Genomic DNA, 26,308 nt, shown 5'->3' on the forward strand with positions numbered 1-26,308 from the left:
ATAGCTATAGTTTCTCAGAAAATTTTTGTGAGATTTTTAAACGTAATTTACGTTCATAATCTTCCGCCAACCACTCTTTATAATTTTTAGTATTGTTCATAATACAATACGAATATAAACGAACACGGTATTCAATATCATCTTTGAGTTTCTTGGCAAGAATACGAGCATCAAAAACATCTTCACTATTTTCAATGCAAATTCTAGCATGTTGGTTTATACTGCGCTCTAAAACTAGTTTAGATTTTTTACCTTCTGCAAAAACCTTTTTATACTCTTCTTTTACATCAAAACTTATATCTGCAGATTTAGAAAATTCAGCGCGCAAACTATTTGGCATTTCATAAACAAAATCACGCTCAATTTCTTCATCATTTCTAATATTTTCAAGATAAAAGTCTGGAAAAAGAAAAATTTCCTTCCAATCAATTGGAGCATCCCACATGCCAAAACGCGCTACATTATTCCCCATATCAATTACCGTAAATTTATCTTTATTTGGTAAAATACGCGAACCTCTACCAATCATTTGAAAATATAAGGTGAGTGATTTGGTTGCTCTATTTAAGATGATAGTTTCTACAGTAGGTTCATCAAAACCAGTGGTAAGAATACTCACAGAGGATAAGATTGCGCCTGGAGTTTCAGAAAACCATTTTAAAATTTCTTTACGCTCTGTAGCCGTATTTTTATTATCAAGGTGACGTATGGTATAGCCTGCTTTTTTAAAGGATTCATACACATAGCGTGATGTATTGATACCATTATTAAAAATTAATGTTTTTGTACCCTTTGCTATATCTTCATAGGTTGATATTAACTTAGTAACCATACCATAATTACCATAAAGTTCATCAGAAGACTTTACTGTATAATCACCACCAACACCTAATTTAAGCGTTTTTAAGCTTACATCTTTATGGTAAACTTCTGCTTTTGCTAAAAAATTCTTATCGATTAAGGATTGTATAGATTCTCCGACAATTAGCTTCTTGTAATTATCTTTCATCGGAAGTTTAATATTTGAACTTAGCGGAGTGGCTGTAACTCCCAAGATAACTGCATTCTCAAAATACTTAAAAAGTTTACGAAAAGAATTATAGTGAGCCTCATCAATAATTACAAGACCTATATCGTTAAGTTCTACTTTTTCTTCTTGAAGTCTATTATTTAGTGTCTCTACCATGGCAACGAAACACATGTATTCGTTTTGATCTACAAGCTCCTTGACACTACTATTAATTACCTTATTTTTAACACCGAATGTTTTTAGCATTCTAGAAGTCTGAGCGCCCAATTCTATCCGATGGGTTAGCACTATAACTTTTTTCTTACGTTCGTTAATAAAACGACGTGCTATTTCTGAAAAAACTACTGTTTTACCGCCTCCAGTAGGTAATTGATATAAGAGATTAACATTATCATTAGAATCATTTAAAAACTTAAAAATTGTGTTTAAATCTTCTAACTGATAATCGTAAAGCGTCTTTTCTGTTGTATGATTTTGTACTTTCAAATGCTGCCCTATTTTTAAGTTTTTAGAGGTCATTTCTGTCACTTACGTACGAAAATGCCAATTTTACAAAACTAGAAGATTTTTCTGCTTAAATATAATATTAGTTCTTAAATAAATATTTATACATCGATTTTATCGAGAACTCTGGAAAAATCCTCAAGATTTGGCCAACGTTGTGTTTCTACTGACGTATAAATAATTGCAATGCGTTTATTGAAATCTTGCAATAAATTTTCTTGGGAAATATAAATTATGGCCTGATCAAATGAGTTGAGCATGCTTTTATAAAATGTATCTGCTACATTCTTTTCTGAAGAAAAAGATTGAGCTATTTCTAGATTATATAGCATTAAATCTGCTAATAAATGAGACTCTACACCTAATTTTAAATAATGCTTTATAAATTTCTGAGCAATAGATCTTCGGCCACGCGCTCTTTTACGCCGCACAGGAAAATATTCATTTGAAATTTTAATTTTAGCATCTTGAATTAGCTTATCCTCTTTTGGATTAAAGATAAAATCATAATATTCCTTGACCACAGGAAACCGTACATATAAATCTACGAGCTGTGCTTCCAATTCTGCTTTTGGTGCATCTGATACAAATTTCTTTAGGGCCGTCTTACTCATAGGTTACAAAGATAAGCTGCAGAAAATTTGGAGACAACTTTTCTGATTCCTTAAATTTTTCATAAATAAGACCGTTATTTACCCATATATTAGGAAATGTCTTTTTTAAAACGTATAATGTAAGTTCGAACAATAGATAGATATATGAGGCAATTAAAGATAATTAAGCAGGTTACTAATAGAGAGTCAAAATCATTAGATAAATACTTGCAAGATATCAGCAAAATAGATTTAATAACCGCAAATGAGGAGGTTGATTTAGCGCAACGAATTAGAGAAGGTGATCAATTAGCTTTAGAAAAATTAACTACTGCAAATTTACGTTTTGTAGTATCTGTTGCTAAGCAATACCAGAATCAAGGCTTAACATTGCCCGATTTAATTAATGAAGGAAACGTTGGTTTAGTAAAAGCTGCCAAGCGTTTTGATGAAACAAGAGGGTTTAAATTTATTTCATATGCCGTTTGGTGGATTAGACAAGCAATTTTACAAGCACTAGCAGAACAATCGCGTATTGTTAGGTTACCGTTGAATAAAATTGGTTCTATCAACAAAATTAAAAAAGCTTTTTCTTATTTAGAGCAAGCACATGAAAGACCTCCTTCTGCAGAAGAAATTGCAAAAGAATTAGAAATGACCGTGAGTGAAGTACAGCAGTCTTTGAAAAATACGGGAAGACACGTATCAATGGATGCTCCTTTAAAAGAAGGTGAAGATTCTAACTTATACAATGTGATTGGTTCTGGAGAATCTCCTAATCCTGATAAACAATTATTACAGCAGTCTTTAAATATTGAAATCAATAGAGCGTTAGAGACTTTGTCACAACGTGAGGCAGATGTAGTAAAACTTTATTACGGAATTGGTGATCAGCATTCTATGACTTTAGAAGAAATAGGTCAGACTTTTGATTTAACACGTGAGCGTGTACGTCAAATTAGAGAAAAGGCTATTCGTAAATTAAAACACAATTCTCGAAGTAAAATACTTAAAACTTATTTAGGTTAAAATAAAAAAAGGCTCGCAATTTGCGAGCCTTTTTTATTGGTACAATTCTCTTTTTCTAAGAACGACTTAATTCGTTTATATTATAATTTCCTAATATTTCATTCAAGTTATTGATGAAATTTACATAAGCTGAGTTTTCTTGATTCTTGTTTGCCATAGGTTTATTTTTTTTGTACGTTACTTCCTCTTTTTAAAAGAAATCTAATTCTACTAATTCATTTAAGCTTAATATCTCATTGAGATCTTGTAAGAATGATAAATATTCTTCGCCGTAGGTATCGTAAAGCATAATTAAAAGATTTGGGTTAATTACACTATAAATGTATATGAATAGTTGAAGTGTTACAATTTAATGTGGTGAAACTGCTGAAAAATGTTGTCAAATTAAATCGGAGAAAAAAAGACGTACGTTTAAAACTTAACTTGATAGATAAAACCTACAGTACCTGCAATAAAGAAGCTTCCTGGATCAAAGCTTAATTCTTGTCTCGTAACACCTGCCATTGTTTTCAAGGTATTAGGATTGTTTCTAAACGTAAATTGATACTCTAAATTAAGCTGCTGAGTTTCTAAATACAACAAAGTTTCTGCTAGTAATGTGGTTCCACTCTTAAACTGCTTAATATCGGAAGTGTAGCCATAACTAAAATTGGCTCCCCAATAATTATAATTATCTTTTAAATACTTACGTGCTAAAATATTTCCTGAGACACTAAAGCTATTCCCTTCTGACGGGGTTATATAGGGACGAAGCGAAAAAAAGTAATTACCACTATATAAACCAAATGAAGCAGTATAAATATAAACATCACTTGTAATAAAATTAAGATAACGCGCACCTAAAGAAACTTCCATAGCTTTTGGCAAGTTTACATAAAGCTCTGCTCCTGCTCTATGTTTAGGAAAAATACCAGCTTCTGAAAAACCATAATTAGCATACATATATGCTTTTTTAGAAAATTGAGGGTATGCATCAACTTCATATTGAATGCCACTAGTATTAAATCTATTAGCATAGTTTATTCTAGGGATGATGCTCCCATATTTTGTTTTTAGAGTATAACTTATACTCGTCAGATACATTGGGTCATACACTTTATTAAAAACGTCTATACTCCCAGAGATATCAATACTATTCTTGGGCTCTAATACACTAGCCTTAGTACTATCTAATTCTGGAACAGATAACGCTATACGTTGTAACTTTTCAATAGCCTGGATAGCCTCTTCCTTTAACCCTATGATAGTTATGTCTTCCTTTAAATAAAGTAAAGCCTTATTAGACAAGCCTATGGCCGTACTATAGTTCTTACCATAGATTTCATTCTTTATAGCTGCCACCCATACATCTTTATTGTTTTTATCGGAAGAGGTTATTTTATTGAATTGTAATCTAGCCTCATCATATGCACCATCCCAACTATATGTTTTTGCTAATAAGGTACGTACATCTGTATAATTAGGGTATTTAGAAAGTATTAAGCGTAAGGTATCTCTAGCCTCTGCCCTATTTCCCGTAAAAGCAATTTCTCGGGCATTTAAAAAGGAAGCATCTGCATTGCCAGAATATGCCAATTTTTGAGCGCTAATCTTAAACATTGTTAGACACATAACCAATACTATGTAGATTATTTTCATGAACATTTTATATTTCTGAAGCCATATATGCTTCTATATTAGCGTTAACAATTAAGGTGTTGGACTCTTTTCCTTTTTTTTGTACTATTTGATACGACCGTTTTACCTTCTTACCAACTTCTTTACTTTTTATATTATTATCTTCTATCCTTTCATACAAAAACAAGACTTTTTCATTTGTATCGGACCAAAAATAAATATCTAACATTGCCAGATAGATATCATCATAATTAGGATTAGTTTCTAGGCATTCCTCTAAAATCAATGAAGCTTCTTTATAGGCTCCGCTCCAAGCTGTTACACGTCCTTTTAAAATCTTAGCATCGATATGACTTGGCACTTCTGACAGTATAAAATTAATTAACAATAAAGCCTTATCATACCGACCATCAAAAGCAAATTGCCTTGCTGTTTCATAGGCATTATCAAAATCTCTACCATTAAATTGACTATTTATCCAAACAATCTCTTCACTCGTAAATTTATTTTTTTCAACCTTATAAGGCGCATACTCTTCTGGCAGAATCTTATTTTCTTTAGTAACATAAGCGTTTAAACCTTTAAAATTATTTAAAAGCACTTCATAATTACGGGTATCCACATCAAGCTCCTCTAATACCAGGTTCTTTCTAATGCTAAATAAATTACCACTACTATAAAAGCACTCCTTTGCTATAAAATCATTGAGCTCATTTTTATTTCGCATTAAGGGAATGTTTTTAGCGCTTCTAAATTCAGCATGCATATCTAGACCACTACCTAGCCAAGACGTTTTTTTAGGTAACTTAATGTTATATTTTTTAGAGAGCATAGCCAAAATACTAGGCACAACATCTAAATGAGAAGACACCGCACTAATTTTTTTAGGTTCTTTTAACAACGGACTATAAAATAACATGGGCACATGAAAGCGACTCAAAGTATTGTTCTGAGGAATAGGGACCAAACGATGATCACCAGTAATCACAAAAATTGTATTGCTATAAGAGGGTTTCTTTTTGTAAGCAAGCATAAAATCTCGGAGTGCTTCATCTCCATAAAGCAAGCAACTAAAAATAGCCTTATTTTTCGCTATCAATTTACGCGTACGCTTTTCATAGCGGTTAGAAGTTTCTAGAATAGCCGCTACTTTAGCATCATAAAAACCTTGATTTGGCAATAAAAAAGGCTCATGCGTAGTTAAGGTCATAAAAACATCTAACCTTGGAATACTATCTGGCCTATAAACAGCCATTGCTTTTTTGTACAGCTCCTTGTCAGGATAGCCCCAAGAAGCACCTGCAGCGTCTGTTGGTTGTAATTTATAGATTCGCTCGTACTTACTTCTATCAACTAGAACATCTATATTCTCACTTCTTAAAAATTGATCTAAATGATTAAAAGAGCTATTAGCCCCCATATAAAAATTAGTATGGTACCCATTGTTTTTTAAGACACTAAATAGAGTAACCTTATTGGGCATATCTTTCAGGTTCATGAATCCGTTTTTGCCAAACGGCAACGATCCTAATAGGGATGGAATTACCCCGAATGTTCTTCCTGTATTACTCAAAAAATGGTCAAAATAGAGTGATTCTTGCGTTAACTCATCAATAAATGGTGTAAAACCACCAAACTCAGCATCTATACCAACAAAATCTTCACCCAAACCTTCTACAATAATAAAAACAAAATTTGGTGCTTCTTCTTTAAGGTTAAAATATGTTCCTAAGACATCTTTATCTACATTTTCCTTGAGTAATGGAAATTCCGTTTTCGCTATATAATCGGTCTTATCTAAAGAAGTAGAAATTAAATTGTATGCTAGATATTGAGTCTTATTATCGTTTATAGGCTTTCGTTCTGTAAATAGCGTCATCAAAAACAAACTCATTAAAAATATAGTAAACGGAAACATTTTGCTGATATAGTGATAAAATGAACCTGTAAATTTAAAAAAGGTATAAAAAGTAAAGATTAAGACCGCAAAAATACCTGCAACATACATCCCAAAAATGTCTGATTTAAAAATGATATTCAAAATACTTTGAATTGAATACCCCAATATATCTGAACCTAAAGGAACATAAGCAACGGTATAGTATCCTATTAGTAGTGTCTCAACACATAGAAGGAGAACTAAAATTGTAAAAATAAATTTAATTCCTAGCCGAGGTTTTACATGCTCTAATAAACGATATGGAAGTACAAAAATTAATGCAATTAATGAACTAAAACCTATATGATGGATTAAAGCAAGAAAAAAACTCACTCCAAAAATTTGATCTGTAACCCCTTTACCATAAAGTGTAACATACTGATAAACACAAAGTAACACAAGGCAAAACAGATATGCTAGAATTAACCTAGTATACCCCCTTAATGTCGCTTTGCGAAGTATGTTTACCTTAACCTCCATACCTATGCCGTTTTTGCAAATCCTTTACGCGTTATTGTTCCCCAACCCGACTTAATTTTAAATAGTTTTTTATAATTTCCTCGTACTGCTGCAAAGACAACAATAGGATGAAAAACAAAAGGTTCAATAAGTGCACATCCCATCAAGATCAAAATATCTTTCACTTTTTTATATTCATTATAAGAGTATACTTCCCAAAGAATAGCATAGAAACTAAACATGATGGAATACATATAAATCATTGTAGTAATCGCTATAAAAAAAGGAACATTTAATATACCCAAATAGTAAAATAAAATGATGGAGAAAAACCCAAAAAATTCTAACAAAGGTGCTAACCATTCATAAAAAAACCAGTACGGATAACTTATCATTCCTAATCTACCATACTTAGGATTAAAGAACATATCTCTATGTTTGTAGAGGGTTTCAAAATTACCTCTAGACCACCGATCTCGTTGGTTTACTAATATTTTTCTACTTTCAGGAACTTCTGTCCAACATAAAGCATCGGGAATATATTCAATCGTATGTGGTAATTTATTTTCTACCATATACCTTCGCATACGAAAAACAATTTCCATATCTTCTCCTACAGTATGAGTATCATAACCACCACATGCCAATGCTATTTCACGATCAAAAAAACCAAAAGCACCTGAAATAATTAAAAGGCTATCCATACGACCAAAAGCCATTCTCCCTAATAAAAAAGATCTCGTATATTCTAAAAGTTGAAATCTTGCTAACCAATTTTTTGGTAATCGAATTTCTTCTAATGCTCCTCCATTAATAACACAAGAATTAGCAACGCGAATAACACCCCCTACTGCAATAACTCTCTTCTCTGAGCGCTGATAAAAAGATTTAACAACATGTAGCAAAGCATCTGGAAGCAATAAGCAATCTACATCTATACAACCAATATATTGATTTTCAGAAAGCTGCATTCCTGTATTTAATGCATCAGATTTTCCTCCATTTTCTTTATCTATTACAGTAAGTTTAGAGAAGGATTGTTGCGTAGATTTATATATTCCTCGTATAGGTTTAGACTTCCAATTTGGATCTATAGGCCTATTGATTTTTATTAAATCATAGGCATCTATCATTTTTTGTAAGGTATCATCCTTGCTCCCATCATTGACTACCATAACCTCGTAGTTGACATATTTTAAGGACAAAAGTGATCTAATATTTTCTACGATAGTCATACCCTCATTGAATGCGGGCGCTACTATTGTAAGGCTTGGCGCTAACGGAGAAGCCATAACCTTTGATAAATCTCCAAAACTATTCTTATTTTTATAATGTAACGAACCTCTCGTAGATAAATACCCCATCACGGTAAAAAGGGTAAATAGCACGCTTGTAAACACAAAAAAAACAATGTTTATATACTCTAAAATGATATTTAAAAAACCGCTATCCATGCAGTTTATCTATTACAGTGGCAGGAAAATCTAATAATTGCTGAAAAAATCCTTGCTCCTCCTTAGTCAATGCTTGCTCGTGTTTTATAAGCTTAGCCTCCTCAATAACGGCAACGTTATCCCGAAGTTCTTCTGAGGTTAAATCGACTTCAAAATTTAAATCGAAAAGACCTAAGTTCTTTGATTCTTTGAAATCTTTCTCTTCTACTAAAAAACAATATTCTAAAGATTTTAAACCATCTACTACACCTAGATTACTAGATAGTTTTAATTCATTTTTATCTCCCTTGATTTCTACATTGCCATTAAGCGGTAAAGAAGAATTCTTTAAAACCTCATTAGGTACTTTTTTAACTAAATGTTCTATTTCAAGCTCCGCTTGTGCCAACATTAGCCTTTCATTGACTGCAGCTTTTATAAATGTAACTTTAGATTTGACTTCATTGTTAGGATAATTTTGTAAACTATTTAAAAACTCAATATCTTTTTCATCGGCCAATGTAATCATCTCATCTAACAGCAATAGTTTACATTCATCATCTGATTTCTCGAACAAGGATTTAAAAATACTTTGATAGCTTGCCGATAATTCCTTTGTAGCATTACAAACCTCAAAATTATCTTCCTCCGAAATAACAGAAATTGCCTCATCTTCATTACTTGTGAATTCTGTTACTGGATGCTCTATTGTCGTATTTATTTCTTCCTCAAACGGAAGATCTTGAAGATTAATAAGGGTAGCTTCCTCTTGGAGAAGCTGCTCTACCGCCGACTCTGAAAAATCTTCATCTACCAATTGCTCATTTAGCGGAGCTTCTTTAGGCACAAATTCTACCATAGCGGCATACATCCTATCTATAATATCTACTTGTGGCAATGTACCCTCAGAAATCTCTTGCGACTCTTGTAACTGTTCTGCCAGATTTTCATTATCCGCTGTAATTCGTGTAGTTGTATTAAAATTTAATGGTGGTTCTTCCGCGTCCTCATCAAATAATTCTATATCTTCTGTAGGGATTATATATTCTGGTTGAATAGCGTTTATAGCACTTAAGGCTTTACTTTTTACCGTGAAATTAGTTTCTTTATTCGCTACATCTAGCAAAAACAAAATCTCTTCTTTATCACCAAATTCGGCCAAGGTATCTAAAATTGCTAGCTTAATATTTGTCTTATTATGCCAAAAAGCAGCCTTTAAGGTTGGTTTTGCTTCTTCCATATAAAATTGCTTTATACAGTGAATAGCTTCTAACTTTATATTACTATTTCTATGACGAATCAAAGCTATTATAGAGCCTCTTGAATCATCTTGATCATAATGTTTTATAAGTCTTAATGAAAATAAAACAACATGCTTATTTTTAGAGGTAAGCCATTTGTAAAAACGTGGTGGTTTAAAATCTTCATAATTAGAAAGTACTTCTAAAATTTTTAACTGTTGCCATTCTGATATTTGATACACGGTAGTATCAAGGAAATAGGAAATACCTTTGCTATCTAGTGTTACTGAAGAAATTTCTGCCTGCTTACGGATTACCGATCTTTTATCATTTATAAAACCACTAATAAAGCTATAAGATTCTGCTACTTGCATTTGTGTTAACTCAAACATAGCTTGGGAAATTTTTTGCCATTTCCAACTTTTAAGCTTTTCAAAGGCACGAATTTCTAAGTTTAAATCTTTATATAATTTAAATAACTGTTTTCTGGTATCACCTGAAACATCTTTTTTAAGATCTAGCAGTATCTCTGTTAAAACCTTTTCATTTTCAGGATCTTTAATAAGCTCTCTTATTGCTACTTTTTTCTGAATATAACTTTTCTTTTCATCCTTAGATCCCTCTTGTTCTTGATAAAATAAAAACTCGCTCACCAATGGAGCTAGTATATTTTTACGCCTGTTAGTATCCGCTGATTTTTTTAAAAACTTATTTCTAAAAAAAAAGATAGCAATAAAATATACACCTGCAAGAATTACAAACAAAGCAGATAAATCCCACAAAATATCCGTATGGATCTTCGGGGTACTTATTAAATGAACTATTTTAAGTTGGGGGAACTTCAAATGTTTTTTTAATTAAATTCTTGCGAGCTCTTTTTTAAGCCTTAAGAGCAATTCGGCTGGACTTACAGGTTTTGCTAAAAAATCATTAGCACCCAATTTAAATGCACTCAACACATTTTCTTCATTTCCTGCAGAAGATAGAATGATAATTGGCACATCTAATTTCAATTCGTTTCGTACGTAATCTGTAATTTCCAAACCAGAGAAATAGGGCATCATAATATCTGATACTATTATATCTGGCCTTTCTGATTCTAGATACTTTTTTACACTTTTACCATCTGTACACACTTGGACCTCATAACCTGCCTTTTTTAAACGAAAGTTTAAAAGAGAAGCTAGAAGTTGGTCATCATCTGCCAAAAGCAATTTTATAGCACCCATATTAATTACTATTTTTATAGCTGATAATAATGGTATCTATTTCCTTTTCAAGGAGTGGATATTCTTTTACAAAACAATCAAATAGAAAGTTTAAATATTTAAAATCTTGGTCTTCTATACACACTTTATGCATTTGCTCCACAATACGCAAGAGCCCATCTGTTTTCATAATTTTTAATCCCGCTTTTATTTTATGCGTATTAAATTGTACTCCTTTAATATTGGAATGTTTTAGATCTAATTTTGTTTTGCCTATAAATTCAACAATATTTTGTTTAAATAATTGCACTAATTCTTCTAACATTTCTACATCACCTAAACAATCTTCTATAACGCCAAATAGATTGACATTACTAGGTTCTGTAAAATTGATTTTTGAAATTACTTGGGGGGATTTCATCTGTTCAATTCTGTTTAACTTATTCGTATTTGTTATAATTTTTTGTAATAAACCCCTTGCTTCAAAAGGCTTTAATAAATAATCATTAATGCCATTTATGGCACATAAATTTTTGTCTTTAATAGAAAAATCTGCTGTTAGTGCTATTATTGGCAAACTTTTAATTCGCTCATTTTTATGTTCGCGTATAACATTTGCAACCACATAACCACTCGTTACCGGCATACGCAGATCCATTAAAATAATATCTATCTTATAGTGTTCTAAAATTGCAATACCCTCATTTAAATCATCAGTAATAAAATTAGAACAACCCCAATTGTTAAGGCGGTTCTGAATTAGTTTTTGATTCATCGTATTATCTTCAAAAACAAGAATATTGAGTTTTTTTACCTGCTTTTCTTGTTTGAGAATTTCTTCATCTACTAATACATTAGAAACAAGATCTTTAGCTTGTCCTATTTGATATGGAAGCATAAAATTAAAAGTTGTTCCTACGCCTAACTCACTTTTAACCGAAATATGACCGTTTAAAGATTCTACAATATGCCTTACAATGCTCAACCCTAATCCGGTTCCTCCGTAATGCTTTTGCGTATCTTCTGATGCTTGATTGTAATAATCAAAAATAGAGGTCAATTTATCTTCTGCAATACCAATACCTGTATCTATTACTGAAAAGCTAAGTTCCACATTATCTTTATTTTTCTTCACCACGTCAATAACTAAATCAATGCTGCCTGCTTCTACAAATTTTATAGCATTACCTATAAGGTTTAAAAGTACTTGAGATAATTTTGAAGGATCTCCAATTAAGTTTTTTGGTATGCCGTCTGAAAAAGAAACATTAAATGCAACTTTAGGGTTCACAATAAGCGTTTGACATAAATAACAAACATCATTTACGATGTTATTAAAATTGAAGTCCACAGACTCAAAATAGGCTGTTCCTGATGTTAATTTAGAATAGTCTAAAAGTTCATTGATGAGATTTAACAATGTATTAGAAGCTCCTTTAATTGCTTGCACATGTGTGGTCTGCCCTTCTGTTAAAGTACTCTCTGACAATAATTCTGTAAAACCAATAATTCCATTAAGCGGAGTTCTAATTTCATGACTAACTCTAGCTATAAGTTGTTCATCATTTGATGTTGGAGCAGTTTTATTCGTCTTTTTAAAGGTTTTATTTAAAGATCTAACTTTTCTTGGCGTTTCTGAAGTGACTGTTTGCTCCGTTTTAGCTTCAATTTTTTCTTTAAAAGATTCGAAAGAATTTTTTAATCTAACAGCCTCATCTGAAGTGAGTTCTTCAAATGAAAAACTACTTAGTTTTGACTCTAAGTCCGATATATACGAAAGTAATTCGTTAGATTTCAAAATAATTAAGTTTAGGTTACTATTAAAATTTTTAGCGTAGATATATGCTTGGTTGTGAGCTTGCAGGTATCAGCTATACATTCTTTATAGTATAAAATTGCTGAAATAGTGCAGGTTACACAAGTAAATGTTATCTAGCAAACCAATACTGTTGTAAAAACCAATAAAGATGAGGTATGAATAAAAAAAGAGACGTAGTTTATCCTTAAAAGAACACCAATAAACGAGATCAAATTGGTTTTTGAGCATAAAAAAAATCAGACCTACTATAGTAAAAATCTGATTTTTAAACACTTAAGCTGTGGTAATTTAAGTACTATTACAATAAACAAAACCCAAGTACTACGGAAAAAACTATAAAGCTCTAAACTTTATAAGTAAACTATAAATTAAAGAAAACACAATAAACAACTAACAATCAGCTATTTACTCTTGTGCTGCTAATCTATCTTTTACATATTCTATTTTTGTTTTATTATGAGATAACGACTTACCGTCTTCTCCTAAATTAACCATAATTATATTGTCTACTGTTACAATAGTTTCATGCGTCATTTTATTACGTACCTCACAATTTAGAGTCAAGGAAGATTTTCCGAACTTCACTACTTCTATCCCTATCTCGATAATATCACCTTTCTCTGCAGTACTCATAAAATTGATTTCTGACATGTACTTAGTTACTACTTTCTTATTCTCTAACTGAATGATACTATATAATGCACATTCCTCGTCTATCCAAGCTAAAAGCTTTCCTCCAAACAATGTGTTATTCGCATTTAAGTCTTCTGGTTTAACCCATTTTCTTGTATGAAACCTCATAATTATATCTTTTTGATTGCAAAATTAATAAAGTATTCTAGGGTAGAATAATCTTAAATCGCAAAGTTTTGTTATTTTCCGAATCCTGAATTCTGGTTAGATAATTTTATACAAATTAATAATTTTCATACTAGATAATACTTAAATCCTTATTCACATAAACACTAATTGTTCATAAAACCGTTAAAAAGTAAATGTTTGATAAATACATACAAGTATTCTAATTCCTATCTTTAAAAAAAAATACTGATGAACGAAAGATCACACAGTGTCACAAAGATTAGACCCGAGATTGCTACAGCAAGAATTTCCGACGACATGAGTGTTGAGGAATATTTTCAAAATAAAACATTACGGCCTGTACTAAAACTCCAAAACCCTTTATTACTTGATGTTTTTAAAAATTATATAGCTAAACACAAGAACACCTATTACTCTCTTTCTCTTGAAAAGAGAGCTATTTATATTGAAAATGCGGTTCAAAAAGACATAAAATTTCGCAATTCCCTTAAAGGGATGATCATAGGTCAATTTACCGTTGAGGAATATCATGATTATATTCAAAATTCTTCCGCTTTAAACAAAAGAATGATGAACATGGTTGTAGAACGGTTAAAAAGTCAGATACAGTATTTTGAAAAAGAAGCTTTAATCTAAAAGAGACGTTCCGTTTAAGTCTGTCGTAAGAATATCACTCATTAAATCAAAATACGGGCGAATAGCAATAAATGAATTGGTAACATTCTTAATAAAGTCTGGCGATAAAATCTCTTTATCTGAAAATTTACGAACAAAAATAAATTGTTTCTTACGTATTAAGTCTATATTACTATGCGCTTTATCAAAACCTTTTGGCGCTGTTTTTAATTCATCACCTGTTATATCTCCCCAGATTTTTTTAAATGAAGACTCCCCTATTACAGCTCTAAACTCTGCTGCATCAAGTTCTAATTCCTTTCTAATTCTAAATAAATCTTCTTTATTTGGATCCCAAAATCCTGCGGCAATAAAACTATCTCCTGGTTTTATACGAATGTAGTACCCACCGCGTAATTTTGCACCTGTTCTAGAAAATGATCCTGCAAAATGTATTTTATAAGGTGTTTTATCTTTAGAAAAGCGAACATCGCGGTAAATTCTAAACATCTTTAACTTTTCTATTTCATCAGTACTCCTAAGTCCATCTAAAATACTACCATACAATTCTTTAACCTCTTTTTCATATGCTTTAAAAACAGTTTTATTTTCATCAAACCATTCTCTATTGTTGTTTTTTTCTAGTTTTTTTAGAAATTTTAAGACTTCATTTGTTAGTATTTCGTTTGCCATCCGACTTATTTTTATAACGAATTTAACAAGAAAGTTAACCAAATTAAGCAAGCGTCTTTTAAAATATTGGTTAATTTTGATATTCATTTTAGTATTATGGATTCAGAGTCGATTATCAGCAAGATAAATCAGCATAAAACACAACCTAACCTAAGGTTTAAGTTAAAAGAGAAGGTACAACTGTTTACAGACAAACTATTCTATACGCTTTTTGATATAGATACTCCTGTAGCAGAAAACCTAATAGTATTAGAACGTCTTTTTGACGAACTTGTGGAATTGGGCTGCTGGGAGATTGATAAGCCCTGTAAAAAGGTCTGGGAGAGTTATGTGGTAAAACTACCTGAAGTTCTAGAAAAACTTAATCTAGATGCACAGGCATTTGTTAACTGCGACCCGGCTTCTTCATCTATTGAAGAAGTTTATATGGCGTACCCTGGTTTTTATGCTATTGCTATATATAGATTAGCACATGAATTATATGTAGAAGGCTTTCCTTTAGTACCAAGATTAATGACTGAATATGCACACAGACAAACTGGTGTAGATATTAATCCCGGTGCACAAATAGGTAAATCCTTCTTTATAGATCATGGAACTGGAGTGGTTATTGGAGAAGCTGCTATTATTATGAATGATGTTAGAATCTATCAAGGTGTAACATTAGGTGGTTTATATGTTGCTAAAAGTTTACGTAAAACAAAAAGACATCCAACGATAGAAAATAACGTTACTATCTATGCAAATGCTACTATATTAGGAGGGAAAACTGTAATTGGTGCTAATAGTATCATTGGCGGAAATGCTTTTATTACTTCATCTGTACCGCCAAACTCCACCGTGTATCATAGTTCAGAAATTAAAATAAAAACAGCTCCAAATGTCTCATAGTATCATTGATTTAATAGGAAATACACCACTCGTAGAATCACGTGTAGTAAACACTAATCCTAACGTAAAGTTATATTTTAAATTAGAAGGGCAAAACCCTGGCGGAAGTGTTAAAGACAGAGCTGCATTAAATATGATTAAAAGTGCTCTTGATCGTGGAGACATTTCTACAAGCACAAAGCTAATTGAAGCTACTAGTGGTAATACTGGTATTGCCCTTGCTATGATTGCCAATATTTATGGATTAAGTATTGAATTAGTAATGCCTGAAAATGCTACGCTAGAACGTGTGCAAACGATGAGAGCATACGGAGCAACAGTAACGTTAACATCATCGAGTGTTGGTATTGAAGGTGCAAGAGATTATGCTGAAGATAAAGTAAAAAATGATGGCTTTGTGATGCTAAATCAATTTGGAAACGATGATAATTGGAAAGCACATTATAAATCTACTGGTCCAGAAATATGGGAAGATACCCATCATAAAGTAACTCATTTTGTTTCATCAATGGGTACCACTGGAACTATAATGGGTACTTCTACTTATTTAAAGGAACAAAATAAAGAGATTCAAATTGTAGGTGTGCAGCCTACTGACAATTCTAGCATTCCAGGCATTAGAAAATGGCCACAGGAATATTTACCTAAAATTTTCGATGCTTCAAAAGTTGATTCTGTTTTAGAAGTGAGTCAAGAAGAAGCTACGCAAATGACATTAAGGCTAGCTAAAGAAGAAGGTATTTTTGCAGGAATGAGTAGTGGCGGAGCCGCTGCCGCAGCCATACGATTAGCTAATACCTTAGAAAGTGGTGTAATTGTAAGTATTATCTGTGATAGAGGCGATCGTTATTTATCTTCTGGTTTGTTTGATTAATAACAAATTATAACCATTTTTTACGCTTAAAATAGATTAACATACCAAGAAACATAGCAACCATTATACCCCAAACTATTGGGTAACCATGTTTATAATGTAGTTCTGGCATGTTATCGAAATTCATACCATAAACGCCAGCAATAAATGTAAGCGGAATAAATATTGAGGCCATGATTGTTAATACTTTCATGACTTCATTCATTTTATTACTCATGTTACTCATATACATCTCCATTAAACTCATAGACATTTCTCTATAAATCTGAAGGCTTTCATTAATTTCAATACAATGATCTTGTACATCTCTTAAAAACAACTTAGTATCTTTTGTAATCAATGAACTTTCTGAATCCAACAGCCTACCTACTAACTCTTTAACAGGTGCTATCTGCCTCCTTACCTTAAGCACGTCTTTCTTTAGTTCTTGTATTCTATGTACAACATCATTAGTAGGATTGTCATATACTTCGTCCTCTAAAACTTCAATTCTATGATTAACATGTTCTAGGATTACAAAGTAATTATCTACTACAGCATCTAATAAGGCAAAGAATAAGTAATCTGATCCACGAGTCCGTATTCTTCCAGATTTTGTTTTAATCCGTTCTCGTAGCCCGTCAAACACATCATCTTTCAATTCTTGAAAAACAATTACAGAAGATTCCATTAAAATAAGCGCTAAATGCTCACTAACTATTTCTTGATTTTCATTTAGATATAACATTTTAAATACGCCAAAAATATAATTTTCATATTCATCTATTTTTGGTCGCTGTTGGGTATTAGCTATATCTTCTAAAACCAGTGGATTTATTTGGAACAACTTTCCTAATTGATCTATAAATAACTCATCACTAAGCCCTACAACATCAATCCAAGAGGTAAATGGTGACTTTTGATGGAAATCGATTTCATTTAATCCTATTTCTTCTTGAATATTAAATGTATTCTCATCATAATTAATCACAGACAATAGAGACTGCCCTCCTTCTCTTTGTCCAGTATAAGTTACTGTACCCGGAGCTTTCCCCATCGTTTTATGAAGCTTTGAAGGCTTTTTAGTTCTCAATTTAAACTTTGGTTTTTTTATGGCCATAAATGAATTTTAAAATAAAATTAGCTATTTAATCTAATTTATGAAAATCTACTTGATTCAAAATTAAGCCAGAACCCGGAGCTACAAAAGGTAATTGCATGTTATTCTCTTCTTTTAAAGAATTTAATACCTCTTCTTCTGATAGCTCTCCTTTTCCTACTTGTACCAAAACTCCCATCATCATTCTAATCTGATACCGCATAAAACCTTCTCCTTTTACATGAAAAGCATAGCTTTTTTCGGGAAAAAAATTAGCTTCAAGAATTTTATTTTCAATTATCCCACATGAATTAACTGTTCTAATAACCTTTGTATTCTCTTGAATTCTAGCCGTATATGATTTAAAATTGTGTGTTCCCTCAAAATACTTGGCCACAGTTTTCATTTTATCAAGATCTAAATTATCTAAAAAAGTAACCAGATAAGGCGCGCAAAATGGGTGACTTTTTTCACCAAATGAAAACAAGTAAATATATTCTTTTTCTTTACTATTTTGAATAATGTTAAAAGATTCATCAACCTCCGTCATACTTAAAATGCGTATATCTGGAGGTAGATTTTTATTAAACAATGCTAAAAAATCTTCAAGTACCTCTATTGGAGTATCGTCTAAATACAACTCAAAAGCCGCATCTAAAGCAGACACTTTAGCATCCGTTCTCCCAGCCCCTAAAATTTTAAACTTCTGATCAGGCAAAATAAATTTAAGTGTTTTCACCAACATTGCTTCTATCGTTTTTTGCCCTGGCTGTTTCTGCCAACCACTATATCTAAAACCTAAAAATTGAAGCTTAACAAGGTAATAATAACGTATTCTTTGCATGTAAAATTAAATCTAAAGTAAAAGTACTATTTATCTAAAACATAATGTAGACTTCTTTTATCTGTTTAGATTTATAGTGGACTAATTTAGCTCATATCAACCTATAAGGTATTAAAAAAAACCACCGTAATGTTACTTCACCAAAAATCCCATCAGTTTAAACTAATGGGATTTTTTTTATGAAAAACTACATTAAACTAATAACCGTCTGCAGTAATTTCAACCTGTTTTACAACTCCATACTTTTTAGCCATTTCTGCTATTTCGGATGCTTTTCCTATCAAGACAAATTGCAAGTTGTCTTTCGGAAAATAATTTTCAATTAACTTCTCTGCTTTCTCAACAGTTAAAGCATCTACTTGATCACTAAAGGTGTTGATATAAGCTTCATCAAAATTATATGTAAACATATCCGTTAGTAAGCCCGCTAAAGCGCTATTGGTCTCATAATTTGGAGGAAACTGGCCTTTTACATAGTTTTTAGCGGATAACAAAGTTTCTTTATCTAAACCTTTCTCGTGTAGCTTTTTGTATGTTTTTAAAGCTAAGTCTATGGTTTGCTCCGTGGTTTCATTAGCTGTAAACGTGCTAATAATAAAGGAACCTCCCAATTTATAATGAGAAAAAGTACTTCTAGCACCATAGGTAAGTCCAGAATTTACGCGTAGCTCATCATTTAACCAAGAAGTAAATCTACCTCCAAGAATAGTGTTTATAACTTCTAAGCCTACATAATCGGGATTATTTCTTGCAACTCCTGGTCCGCCAATATAAAATGTAGTTTCCGTTGCATTTTCTTTATTTACCACTAAAACGCGTGATTCATTATTTTTAGGAATTTCTGATAAATTCACAGCCGGAGAATTCTCAGAGTTCCATTTACCAAAAAGTGATTCTATGTCTCTTTTCATGGTTTTTGTATCAAAATCTCCGACTACAGCAATTGCCGATGTTTTAGGATCATACATTTCCTTGTAAAAAGCACTAATATCTTCTTTGGTGATTGTCTCTAAAGTAGCTTTAATACCTTCTTCAGGATTCCCATAAGGATGGTCTCCAAAAACAAATTTATTGTAATAATCACCCAAAACAGCTCTCGGACTTTCCTTTTTTTGGTCCATTTCAACCAACCTTCTACTCATCATTTTATCTAACTCGTCTTTTGGAAAAACAGGATTCAATAAAACGTCTTTAACTATTGCTAGTATTTCTTTTTGATCTTTCTTCATAAAAGAAGAAGATATGTAAGCATATTCCAAGGAAGCCCTTGTACTAATACTTGCTCCCAAAAATTCTACTTTTTCTTCAATTTGAGCTTTAGTATAGTTTTTACTCCCAAGAGTTAATGCTGTGGCTGTACTATTCGCAAGTCCGCTTTTAGTTTTCTTATCGAAAATAGCTCCCCCAGGGAAAACACCTGTCAATTGAATTAAAGGCACCTCGTGTTGTTCCATCAAATACACTGTTAGGCCATTTTTTAATTGAACCTTAGTATACTCCGGAAGCGTAAACTTCTCCTGAGCCACAATAGACGTTAGTAAAAAAAAGGCAAAAGCTGTAAAAAGGAATGTTTTAAAAGTATGTTTCATAATACGTAATTTCTTAAGTGAAAAAAGTGTTGCTTTATTTAGAAGCTCCATTAGTAACTGGTTCGTTATTTTGCAATACACCTACTGTTCTATTGCTTTTTACAAAATATTTTTTTGCCACTCTTTTAATATCTTCCACACTTACCTTTTCGTAAGCAGCAGGAGCTTCATACATTTTTTTATAATCCCCAAAATAAACTTCGTAACTCCCTAACGTATTACTTTTGCCATCAATAGTTTCTAGCGTTTCATAAAACTCCATTAATTTCTGATTCTTTACCTTTTGTAGTTCTTGTTCAGAAACACCATTTGCAATAACATCTTCTAAAACATTTAAAATACCTTTTTCTAAAGCATCTGCTGACACCTCTTGATTTGCTATTCCGTAAAAATAAAATAGATTAGGATCAAAACTCTCCGGCATATATGCAAATACGCTTGTTGCCATTTGAGTTTCATTAACCAATTTACTATACAACTTACTGCTCTTACCCTTGCTCAATATAGAACTTAAGACATCTAAAGCATAATGATCCTCATGCTGCGTTTCAGGCACATGATACGCAATAAGAACATTAGGAGTACTTACTTCCTTACGAACCATTACACGTTTTTCTCCACGTTGTACAGGTTCTACAGTATGTACTTTTCTTGGTTCTGGTTGTGCTTTAATTGGCTCTAAATATTGCTTTGCCATCTTTTCAACCTTTTCTAAGGTTACATCACCAGAAATAACTACCACCGCGTTATTAGGCGCATAATAGGTATCAAAATAGGCTTGCAAATCTTCAATGGTCCAGTTTTTTATATCGGATTCATAGCCGATTACAGACCAACGGTATGGATGCGCGGAAAAAGCAGACGCTTTAACTTCTTCACTTATGTTTCTAAAATTGGAATTTTCTAGACCTGTACTTCTTTCACTCAATACTACTCCGCGCTCACTTTCTACCATTTTAGGATCTAAAGCTAAATCTGCAATACGATCTGCTTCCAAATCAAAAATTGTCTCCATAGCGCTAGATGGGAACCAATCTGTATAAACAGTAACATCTTCCGATGTATAAGCGTTATTACTCCCCCCAGAGGCTTCCATTATTCTATCAAACATTTTTGGACCATATTTTTTTGAGCCATTGAACATCATATGCTCAAAGAAATGAGAAAGCCCTGTTATACCAGGGTATTCATTTCTAGAACCTACTTTCCAGAAAATATACATATTAGCATTTGGAATGCTATGATCTTCTAAAACCACAACCTTCATTCCATTTGTTAGCGTAAAGTTTTTTACGTCCTCTACTTTGCTTTGAGAATGCAGTGACATAGCAAGCTGCAAAAAAACTAAGGTTATTATTATATTTTTCATTTTCAAGTTATTTAGTTCCTCAAATATAATAATAGGAAAACCGGCAAAACTAAATTTTTAAAAAAACTATAATTTACTAAAACTGATAAATTGGTAGTTCAAGGATATTTTTACAACAGGTTTATAGGGCTTCTCAACATTAGCTGCAGTTCAACGATTAGTTTCAAATAAATAAAATCAAGAGTCGTTTTAAATTAAAGGGTCCCCCATGACCAAACAAACCTACTTATGCGCTTTATAATACGCCTTTTTCCCCCAAGGGTACTTGTGTTATTTTCCACAATATTGTTGCTAATACTCAATGTATTCAGCTTTTATGGATTGTATACGAACAAGTTCTACTTTTTAAAGTTTGACAACTATATCTTCCCTATATTATCCCTGGTACATTTTACATATCTATACTTAATTCTTGTAAAATTAATTAGCAAAAAAAATGCAGATCCAGAATTAAGAAATGTAGAATACGTCTTATATTTTATATTTTCAGTGTATGTTTTCAGATTTTTTGAATCAATCTACCGGCTAAGTACTATTACTAATTTTGATCATTTGGAAATGCCTGAAACCTTTTTACCTATAGGACTTATAATCACAACTTTAGACCTGTTTTTATTAGCCATTACGCTGCTAACTTTTTCCTATAGAAAAATATTTATTGGCTCTTTTAAGTTTGAAGAATTAGATAGAAATTCTCGTGATTTTGATTAACATTAACTTCTTATTTCACTCTTCAAAGCTTAAAAAATAAACAGAAATTTAATGTTTTTTGTAAGGATTTACAAAACAATTCGGCTATTTGGTACATAATCATTAAAGCGCATCACGATTAACAACTTTTAATGTGTTGTGATAGTTCTGTGATACATTTTAACTTGTTTAGCACCTGAAATAGTTATGAAGCAAATATTAATCATAGAAGACGATCCAGAAATAATTAAATTGTTAGAAATACATCTAACAGATTTAATTTACACTACAGCAAAGGCTATGGATGGAAAAGTTGGCTTAGCTATGGCTTTAGAAAATTCATATGATTTAATTCTGCTAGATCTAACATTACCAACTATGGATGGTATTGAAATTTGCAAAAAAATAAGAAGTCAAAAAAATACACCCATTATAATGCTTACTGCCAAATCTGAAGAAATAGATCGTGTATTAGGCTTAGAAATTGGAGCAGACGATTACATCACAAAACCATTTAGCATTCGAGAACTGTTAGCCAGAGTTAAAGCTGTTTTACGCAGAACAGACATAAAACCTATTCCTCAAAAGGATACTTCCTCTATTTTGGCAGAAGGGCTTAGTATAGATATAGATAAACGAAAAGTTATCTTAAACGATAAAAAAATTGAGCTTTCCCCAAAAGAATTTGAACTCTTAGTTTTAATGGCTTCTAATCCTGGCAGAAATTATACCAGAACAGATTTATTAAACATGATCTGGGGGTACAATTTTGAAGGGTACGAACATACTGTAAACTCTCATATAAATAGATTAAGAGCAAAAATTGAATCTGATATGGCAAACCCCATTTTTATTCTTACAACCTGGGGAGTTGGTTACAAGTTCAATGAAGATATACTTGCATGAAAAAAAAAGAAAAAACGCTTACTCCTAAATTAATAAAAAAACTCTGGTTAGCTTTTGTCCTAATTATTGTTTTAATGGGTGCTTCTTATATTATTATTACCGCATATTTAGCGAATAAATATAATGAAGAAACTACCCAACGCATAAATGCCAATACAGCAAATCATGTCATCAACGAAAAATTCCAGAAGGAATCTCCCTTTTTAGAAGACGGTAGTGTTAACAAAGCCCTCTTTGGTGATTTAATGCATGATATGATGGCTGTTAACCATAGCATCGAGGTTTACTTGTTAGATAAATCTGGAACTGTACTTTATTCGGTGGTACTGGACCATAGCGGCAACGCTCCTATGCAATCTGTTTCCTTAGCTCCTATTAATTATTTTATAACTACAAAAGGAGAAAAATATGTTTTAGGCGATGATCCTAGAAACCACGGAGAACAAAATATTTTTTCTGTAGCACCTTTTAATATTGACGGTAGAGAAGGGTTTATCTATATAATTTTAGCAGGAAAAGATTTTCAAGTCGTAAGTGATAATCTTTTTGGACAATATTTTATGAAACTTGGCCTAGGAGCCATAGCACTAACCATGTTTTTTGCTGCACTGATAGCCTTATTAAGCATATGGTTTTTGACCAAAAATTTGCTTTTAATCACAAAAACCGTTAGAAGTTTCCAAGAAGGAGATTTAGATGCTCGCATAGAAAATCCTGATGCGTCTGATATTGCAATTTTAGCTAATTCCTTTAATGAAATGGCAGATACTATAGTAGACAATATGGATAAAATGAAATCGGTAGATCTACTCAGAAGAGAATTAATTGCCAATGTATCTCATGATTTACGAACCCCTTTAGCTATTCTTAAAGGGTATGTTGAAACATTGCAAATGAAGAATGAAACTTTATCTGAAAATGATAAAAAAGAATACCTACAAATTACCCATGATAATATAGACAAGCTTTCAAAGCTTATCAATCAATTATTTGAATATTCAAAATTAGAAGCTGAGCAGGTTAGCCCGATAAAAGAACCTTTTTCTATAACAGAACTTTCGCATGATTTAATTGCGAAATTTAAAGTATTGGCCGATAAAAAGAACATAAGCCTTAAACTTAACAACCCCGAAGACAATTGTCTAGTTTTTGCTGATGTAAGTTTAGTCGAGAGAGCTTTACAAAACCTTATTGAAAATGCTTTAAAATATACTGAGGATAATGGTACAGTGACCCTTTCCTTACTCAAAAAAGGAAAAAATATTGAAATTAATATTAGTGATACAGGAACAGGAATTGCAGTAAGCGAATTGCCGTATATTTTTGACCGCTATAAACAAGTAGACAAAAGCACTAAGAAACAAGGATACGGCTTAGGCTTAGCTATAGTTAAAAAAATCATGGACTTACACGATACGACCATTACTGTATTGAGTAAACCCAAAGAAGGAAGTTCTTTTATTTTTAACCTACCTGCGTATCAGGTAAACTAAATGGGAGACAGATTGTTATGTTTTTGAAAGTTGAAAAACCTTCCAGCAATGGAAGGTTTTTTTCATTTTAACTACTATAACACTGTTACAAATCAGTAAAAAAACTGCTATACATATCTTTAAATTGATAGCCTTCTTCAAAACGATTCTTATTCAACTTCTTATAAGCTACGAGTCCCCAAAGTAATACTTCTTTTAAGAAATAAACATCTTTTTCAGCATACTCTGGTTGATATTCTTTTAGTAACTGATTTAAGGCTGGAATATCATCTAACGCTCTTTTATATTCCTCATCGGTATATTCATCTAAAAGTTCAAAACCGTCTCCTTCAAAAAACCAATGCAATAACTCATCATAAGGTGTTTCTTCTCCTTTTTTCTCTAATTTATTTATTTCAGGAAAATATGTAGGGAATAATGTTTTAACGGCATCATCAATTAAAATTGCAGCTACACCATCTGCCCCTTCTTGCTCTCCTTCATAAACCAATTCTATTTTACCTGTAATAGAAGGAATAATACCTAAGAAATCACTCAAACGAACCATTGTACTATCTGCTCCCGTTAATAATGCTCTACGTTCTGCTGTACTCAGTAAATTCTCAAAAGCTGTTATGCTCGTACGGGCACTTACTCCACTCTTTGCATCTACATATTCACTTTCACGAGCCTCAAAGCTAATTTGCTCTAATAAATCTTTTGCTATATCTGGAACATACACAGCATCTGTTTGTCGGGTATCTAACTTAGACTCTTGTTCTGTTATTTTGCGAGCAGTTGCTATATCTTCTGGATAATGCGTTAAAATCTGTGAACCTATTCTATCTTTTAAAGGCGTAACAATACTCCCTCTATTAGTATAGTCTTCAGGATTTGCAGTAAATACAAACTGAATATCTAAAGGTAAACGCAATTTAAATCCACGAATTTGAATATCACCTTCTTGTAAAATGTTAAATAAAGATACCTGAATCCGAGCTTGTAGATCTGGCAATTCATTAATTACAAAAATACACCTGTTGGCTCTAGGTATCATTCCAAAATGGATTACACGATCATCTGCATACGATAATTTTAAATTTGCAGCTTTAATAGGATCTACATCTCCAATTAAATCTGCCACCGTAACATCTGGAGTTGCTAATTTCTCTGAAAAACGTTCGCTTCTGTGTAACCACGTAATAGGCGTAGCATCACCTTTATCCTTGATTAATTCAATTGCATAACGTGACATTGGCTTTAACGGATCGTCATTGATTTCTGACCCACCAACTACAGGGATATTTTCATCTAACAAATTTACCATCAAACGTGCTAACCTGGTTTTTGCCTGCCCTCTTAAACCCAATAAATTTATATTATGCCTTGAAAGAATAGCCCTTTCTAATTCTGGAATTACAGAATTTTCATACCCCCAAACCCCAACAAAGGTCTCTTCTCCATTTTTTATTTTATCCCTTAAATTATCTCTAAGTTCATCTTTTATACTCTTACTTTGGTAACCAGCTTTTTTCAGCTCACCCAATGTATTTATTTCGTTATAATTCAGTTTCATATATCGTATTCATTTTT

22 protein-coding genes are annotated in these 26,308 nt (G+C 32.1%); 7 read left to right on the forward strand and 15 right to left on the reverse strand.

Annotated elements, in window-relative coordinates; translation table 11 throughout:
- Nucleotides 1-4: 4 nt before the first annotated feature.
- Entirely contained in the window at nucleotides 5-1,549 is a 1,545-nt protein-coding gene (locus tag CELAL_RS20440; RefSeq protein ID WP_013552811.1) for a DEAD/DEAH box helicase, read from the reverse strand.
- Between the two features lie 86 nt (nucleotides 1,550-1,635).
- On the reverse strand, nucleotides 1,636-2,148 hold the full coding sequence (locus CELAL_RS20445; RefSeq protein WP_013552812.1) for a DUF6155 family protein: 513 nt from the start codon (nucleotides 2,146-2,148) through the stop codon (nucleotides 1,636-1,638).
- Nucleotides 2,149-2,292: 144 nt separating this feature from the next.
- Here CELAL_RS20445 and CELAL_RS20450 point away from each other — a divergent pair, with 144 nt between their 5' ends.
- The gene (locus CELAL_RS20450) at nucleotides 2,293-3,156 is read left to right on the forward strand and encodes a sigma-70 family RNA polymerase sigma factor (protein ID WP_013552813.1); all 864 of its coding nucleotides are present in this window, start codon (nucleotides 2,293-2,295) and stop codon (nucleotides 3,154-3,156) included.
- A 411-nt stretch (nucleotides 3,157-3,567) separates the two neighbouring features.
- Here CELAL_RS20450 and CELAL_RS20455 read toward each other — a convergent pair whose 3' ends face one another.
- The 7 genes from CELAL_RS20455 to CELAL_RS20485 all read right to left on the reverse strand — a co-directional run bounded on the left by CELAL_RS20455 (nucleotide 3,568) and on the right by CELAL_RS20485 (nucleotide 13,673).
- Complete coding sequence (locus CELAL_RS20455; RefSeq protein WP_245529665.1) at nucleotides 3,568-4,755, reverse strand: YaiO family outer membrane beta-barrel protein; 1,188 nt, start codon at nucleotides 4,753-4,755, stop codon at nucleotides 3,568-3,570.
- A 46-nt stretch (nucleotides 4,756-4,801) separates the two neighbouring features.
- A complete protein-coding gene (locus tag CELAL_RS20460) occupies nucleotides 4,802-7,192 on the reverse strand; it encodes a sulfatase-like hydrolase/transferase (RefSeq protein ID WP_013552816.1) in 2,391 nt (796 codons plus the stop codon).
- Nucleotides 7,193-7,194: 2 nt separating this feature from the next.
- Nucleotides 7,195-8,625 (reverse strand): glycosyltransferase family 2 protein, encoded by a 1,431-nt coding sequence (locus CELAL_RS20465; protein WP_013552817.1) that lies wholly within the window; start codon nucleotides 8,623-8,625, stop codon nucleotides 7,195-7,197.
- Nucleotides 8,618-10,690 carry a HEAT repeat domain-containing protein gene (locus tag CELAL_RS20470; RefSeq protein WP_013552818.1) on the reverse strand — a complete coding sequence of 691 codons (2,073 nt, stop codon included), beginning with the start codon at nucleotides 10,688-10,690 and terminating at the stop codon, nucleotides 8,618-8,620. Before CELAL_RS20470 ends, CELAL_RS20465 begins: the two co-directional genes overlap by 8 nt.
- A gap of 12 nt (nucleotides 10,691-10,702) precedes the next feature.
- Nucleotides 10,703-11,074: a response regulator gene (locus CELAL_RS20475; protein ID WP_013552819.1), complete on the reverse strand. Its 372-nt coding sequence runs from the start codon at nucleotides 11,072-11,074 to the stop codon at nucleotides 10,703-10,705.
- Nucleotide 11,075: 1 nt separating this feature from the next.
- Nucleotides 11,076-12,851 (reverse strand): ATP-binding protein, encoded by a 1,776-nt coding sequence (locus tag CELAL_RS20480; protein WP_013552820.1) that lies wholly within the window; start codon nucleotides 12,849-12,851, stop codon nucleotides 11,076-11,078.
- A gap of 426 nt (nucleotides 12,852-13,277) precedes the next feature.
- Nucleotides 13,278-13,673, reverse strand: coding sequence for an acyl-CoA thioesterase (locus CELAL_RS20485; RefSeq protein ID WP_013552821.1), 396 nt, complete (start codon nucleotides 13,671-13,673; stop codon nucleotides 13,278-13,280).
- 249 nt (nucleotides 13,674-13,922) lie between these two features.
- Here CELAL_RS20485 and CELAL_RS20490 point away from each other — a divergent pair, with 249 nt between their 5' ends.
- The gene (locus CELAL_RS20490) at nucleotides 13,923-14,330 is read left to right on the forward strand and encodes a hypothetical protein (protein ID WP_013552822.1); all 408 of its coding nucleotides are present in this window, start codon (nucleotides 13,923-13,925) and stop codon (nucleotides 14,328-14,330) included.
- Here CELAL_RS20490 and CELAL_RS20495 read toward each other — a convergent pair.
- On the reverse strand, nucleotides 14,322-15,002 hold the full coding sequence (locus tag CELAL_RS20495) for a DUF2461 domain-containing protein (RefSeq protein ID WP_013552823.1): 681 nt from the start codon (nucleotides 15,000-15,002) through the stop codon (nucleotides 14,322-14,324). The genes CELAL_RS20490 and CELAL_RS20495 overlap by 9 nt on opposite strands.
- A 96-nt stretch (nucleotides 15,003-15,098) precedes the next feature.
- Here CELAL_RS20495 and epsC point away from each other — a divergent pair, with 96 nt between their 5' ends.
- The gene (gene epsC, locus CELAL_RS20500) at nucleotides 15,099-15,893 is read left to right on the forward strand and encodes a serine O-acetyltransferase EpsC (RefSeq protein ID WP_041557850.1); all 795 of its coding nucleotides are present in this window, start codon (nucleotides 15,099-15,101) and stop codon (nucleotides 15,891-15,893) included.
- Nucleotides 15,883-16,767, forward strand: coding sequence for a cysteine synthase CysM (cysM, locus tag CELAL_RS20505; RefSeq protein WP_013552825.1), 885 nt, complete (start codon nucleotides 15,883-15,885; stop codon nucleotides 16,765-16,767). Before epsC ends, cysM begins: the two co-directional genes overlap by 11 nt.
- Nucleotides 16,768-16,774: 7 nt before the next feature.
- On the opposite strand, the gene corA is transcribed toward cysM, so the two are convergent.
- The 4 genes from corA to CELAL_RS20525 form a co-directional block, all read right to left on the reverse strand.
- Nucleotides 16,775-17,866, reverse strand: coding sequence for a magnesium/cobalt transporter CorA (gene corA / locus CELAL_RS20510; RefSeq protein ID WP_013552826.1), 1,092 nt, complete (start codon nucleotides 17,864-17,866; stop codon nucleotides 16,775-16,777).
- 28 nt (nucleotides 17,867-17,894) lie between these two features.
- The gene (gene truA / locus CELAL_RS20515) at nucleotides 17,895-18,689 is read right to left on the reverse strand and encodes a tRNA pseudouridine(38-40) synthase TruA (RefSeq protein ID WP_013552827.1); all 795 of its coding nucleotides are present in this window, start codon (nucleotides 18,687-18,689) and stop codon (nucleotides 17,895-17,897) included.
- A 197-nt stretch (nucleotides 18,690-18,886) separates the two neighbouring features.
- Nucleotides 18,887-20,278: a M16 family metallopeptidase gene (locus CELAL_RS20520; RefSeq protein ID WP_041558409.1), complete on the reverse strand. Its 1,392-nt coding sequence runs from the start codon at nucleotides 20,276-20,278 to the stop codon at nucleotides 18,887-18,889.
- Nucleotides 20,279-20,312: 34 nt separating this feature from the next.
- Complete coding sequence (locus tag CELAL_RS20525) at nucleotides 20,313-21,647, reverse strand: M16 family metallopeptidase (RefSeq protein WP_013552829.1); 1,335 nt, start codon at nucleotides 21,645-21,647, stop codon at nucleotides 20,313-20,315.
- Between the two features lie 558 nt (nucleotides 21,648-22,205).
- Between CELAL_RS20525 and CELAL_RS22450 the strand changes: the two genes are divergently transcribed.
- From CELAL_RS22450 to CELAL_RS20540, 3 genes are all read left to right on the forward strand, one after another.
- Nucleotides 22,206-22,358, forward strand: coding sequence for a hypothetical protein (locus CELAL_RS22450; protein WP_165749204.1), 153 nt, complete (start codon nucleotides 22,206-22,208; stop codon nucleotides 22,356-22,358).
- 186 nt (nucleotides 22,359-22,544) lie between these two features.
- Entirely contained in the window at nucleotides 22,545-23,243 is a 699-nt protein-coding gene (locus CELAL_RS20535; protein WP_013552831.1) for a response regulator transcription factor, read from the forward strand.
- Complete coding sequence (locus CELAL_RS20540; protein ID WP_013552832.1) at nucleotides 23,240-24,736, forward strand: sensor histidine kinase; 1,497 nt, start codon at nucleotides 23,240-23,242, stop codon at nucleotides 24,734-24,736. The genes CELAL_RS20535 and CELAL_RS20540 overlap by 4 nt, the downstream gene beginning before the upstream one ends.
- An 85-nt stretch (nucleotides 24,737-24,821) precedes the next feature.
- On the opposite strand, the gene CELAL_RS20545 is transcribed toward CELAL_RS20540, so the two are convergent.
- Nucleotides 24,822-26,291, reverse strand: a complete 1,470-nt coding sequence (locus CELAL_RS20545; RefSeq protein ID WP_013552833.1) for a MoxR family ATPase — start codon at nucleotides 26,289-26,291, stop codon at nucleotides 24,822-24,824.
- Between the last annotated feature and the right edge of the window lie 17 nt (nucleotides 26,292-26,308).

Origin of the sequence: Cellulophaga algicola DSM 14237 (genome assembly GCF_000186265.1) — a bacterium.
Taxonomy (GTDB): Bacteria; Bacteroidota; Bacteroidia; order Flavobacteriales; family Flavobacteriaceae; genus Cellulophaga; species Cellulophaga algicola.

Coding starts and splice junctions, on each gene's coding strand:
- CELAL_RS20440 (WP_013552811.1), bottom strand. CDS start 1,549: ATGACCTCTAAAAACTTAAAAATAGGGCAGCATTTGAAAGTACAAAAT.
- CELAL_RS20445 (WP_013552812.1), bottom strand. CDS start 2,148: ATGAGTAAGACGGCCCTAAAGAAATTTGTATCAGATGCACCAAAAGCA.
- CELAL_RS20450 (WP_013552813.1), top strand. CDS start 2,293: ATGAGGCAATTAAAGATAATTAAGCAGGTTACTAATAGAGAGTCAAAA.
- CELAL_RS20455 (WP_245529665.1), bottom strand. CDS start 4,755: ATGTTTAAGATTAGCGCTCAAAAATTGGCATATTCTGGCAATGCAGAT.
- CELAL_RS20460 (WP_013552816.1), bottom strand. CDS start 7,192: ATGGAGGTTAAGGTAAACATACTTCGCAAAGCGACATTAAGGGGGTAT.
- CELAL_RS20465 (WP_013552817.1), bottom strand. CDS start 8,625: ATGGATAGCGGTTTTTTAAATATCATTTTAGAGTATATAAACATTGTT.
- CELAL_RS20475 (WP_013552819.1), bottom strand. CDS start 11,074: ATGGGTGCTATAAAATTGCTTTTGGCAGATGATGACCAACTTCTAGCT.
- CELAL_RS20485 (WP_013552821.1), bottom strand. CDS start 13,673: ATGAGGTTTCATACAAGAAAATGGGTTAAACCAGAAGACTTAAATGCG.
- CELAL_RS20490 (WP_013552822.1), top strand. CDS start 13,923: ATGAACGAAAGATCACACAGTGTCACAAAGATTAGACCCGAGATTGCT.
- CELAL_RS20495 (WP_013552823.1), bottom strand. CDS start 15,002: ATGGCAAACGAAATACTAACAAATGAAGTCTTAAAATTTCTAAAAAAA.
- epsC (WP_041557850.1), top strand. CDS start 15,099: ATGGATTCAGAGTCGATTATCAGCAAGATAAATCAGCATAAAACACAA.
- cysM (WP_013552825.1), top strand. CDS start 15,883: ATGTCTCATAGTATCATTGATTTAATAGGAAATACACCACTCGTAGAA.
- corA (WP_013552826.1), bottom strand. CDS start 17,866: ATGGCCATAAAAAAACCAAAGTTTAAATTGAGAACTAAAAAGCCTTCA.
- truA (WP_013552827.1), bottom strand. CDS start 18,689: ATGCAAAGAATACGTTATTATTACCTTGTTAAGCTTCAATTTTTAGGT.
- CELAL_RS20520 (WP_041558409.1), bottom strand. CDS start 20,278: ATGAAACATACTTTTAAAACATTCCTTTTTACAGCTTTTGCCTTTTTT.
- CELAL_RS20525 (WP_013552829.1), bottom strand. CDS start 21,647: ATGAAAAATATAATAATAACCTTAGTTTTTTTGCAGCTTGCTATGTCA.
- CELAL_RS22450 (WP_165749204.1), top strand. CDS start 22,206: ATGCCTGAAACCTTTTTACCTATAGGACTTATAATCACAACTTTAGAC.
- CELAL_RS20535 (WP_013552831.1), top strand. CDS start 22,545: ATGAAGCAAATATTAATCATAGAAGACGATCCAGAAATAATTAAATTG.
- CELAL_RS20540 (WP_013552832.1), top strand. CDS start 23,240: ATGAAAAAAAAAGAAAAAACGCTTACTCCTAAATTAATAAAAAAACTC.
- CELAL_RS20545 (WP_013552833.1), bottom strand. CDS start 26,291: ATGAAACTGAATTATAACGAAATAAATACATTGGGTGAGCTGAAAAAA.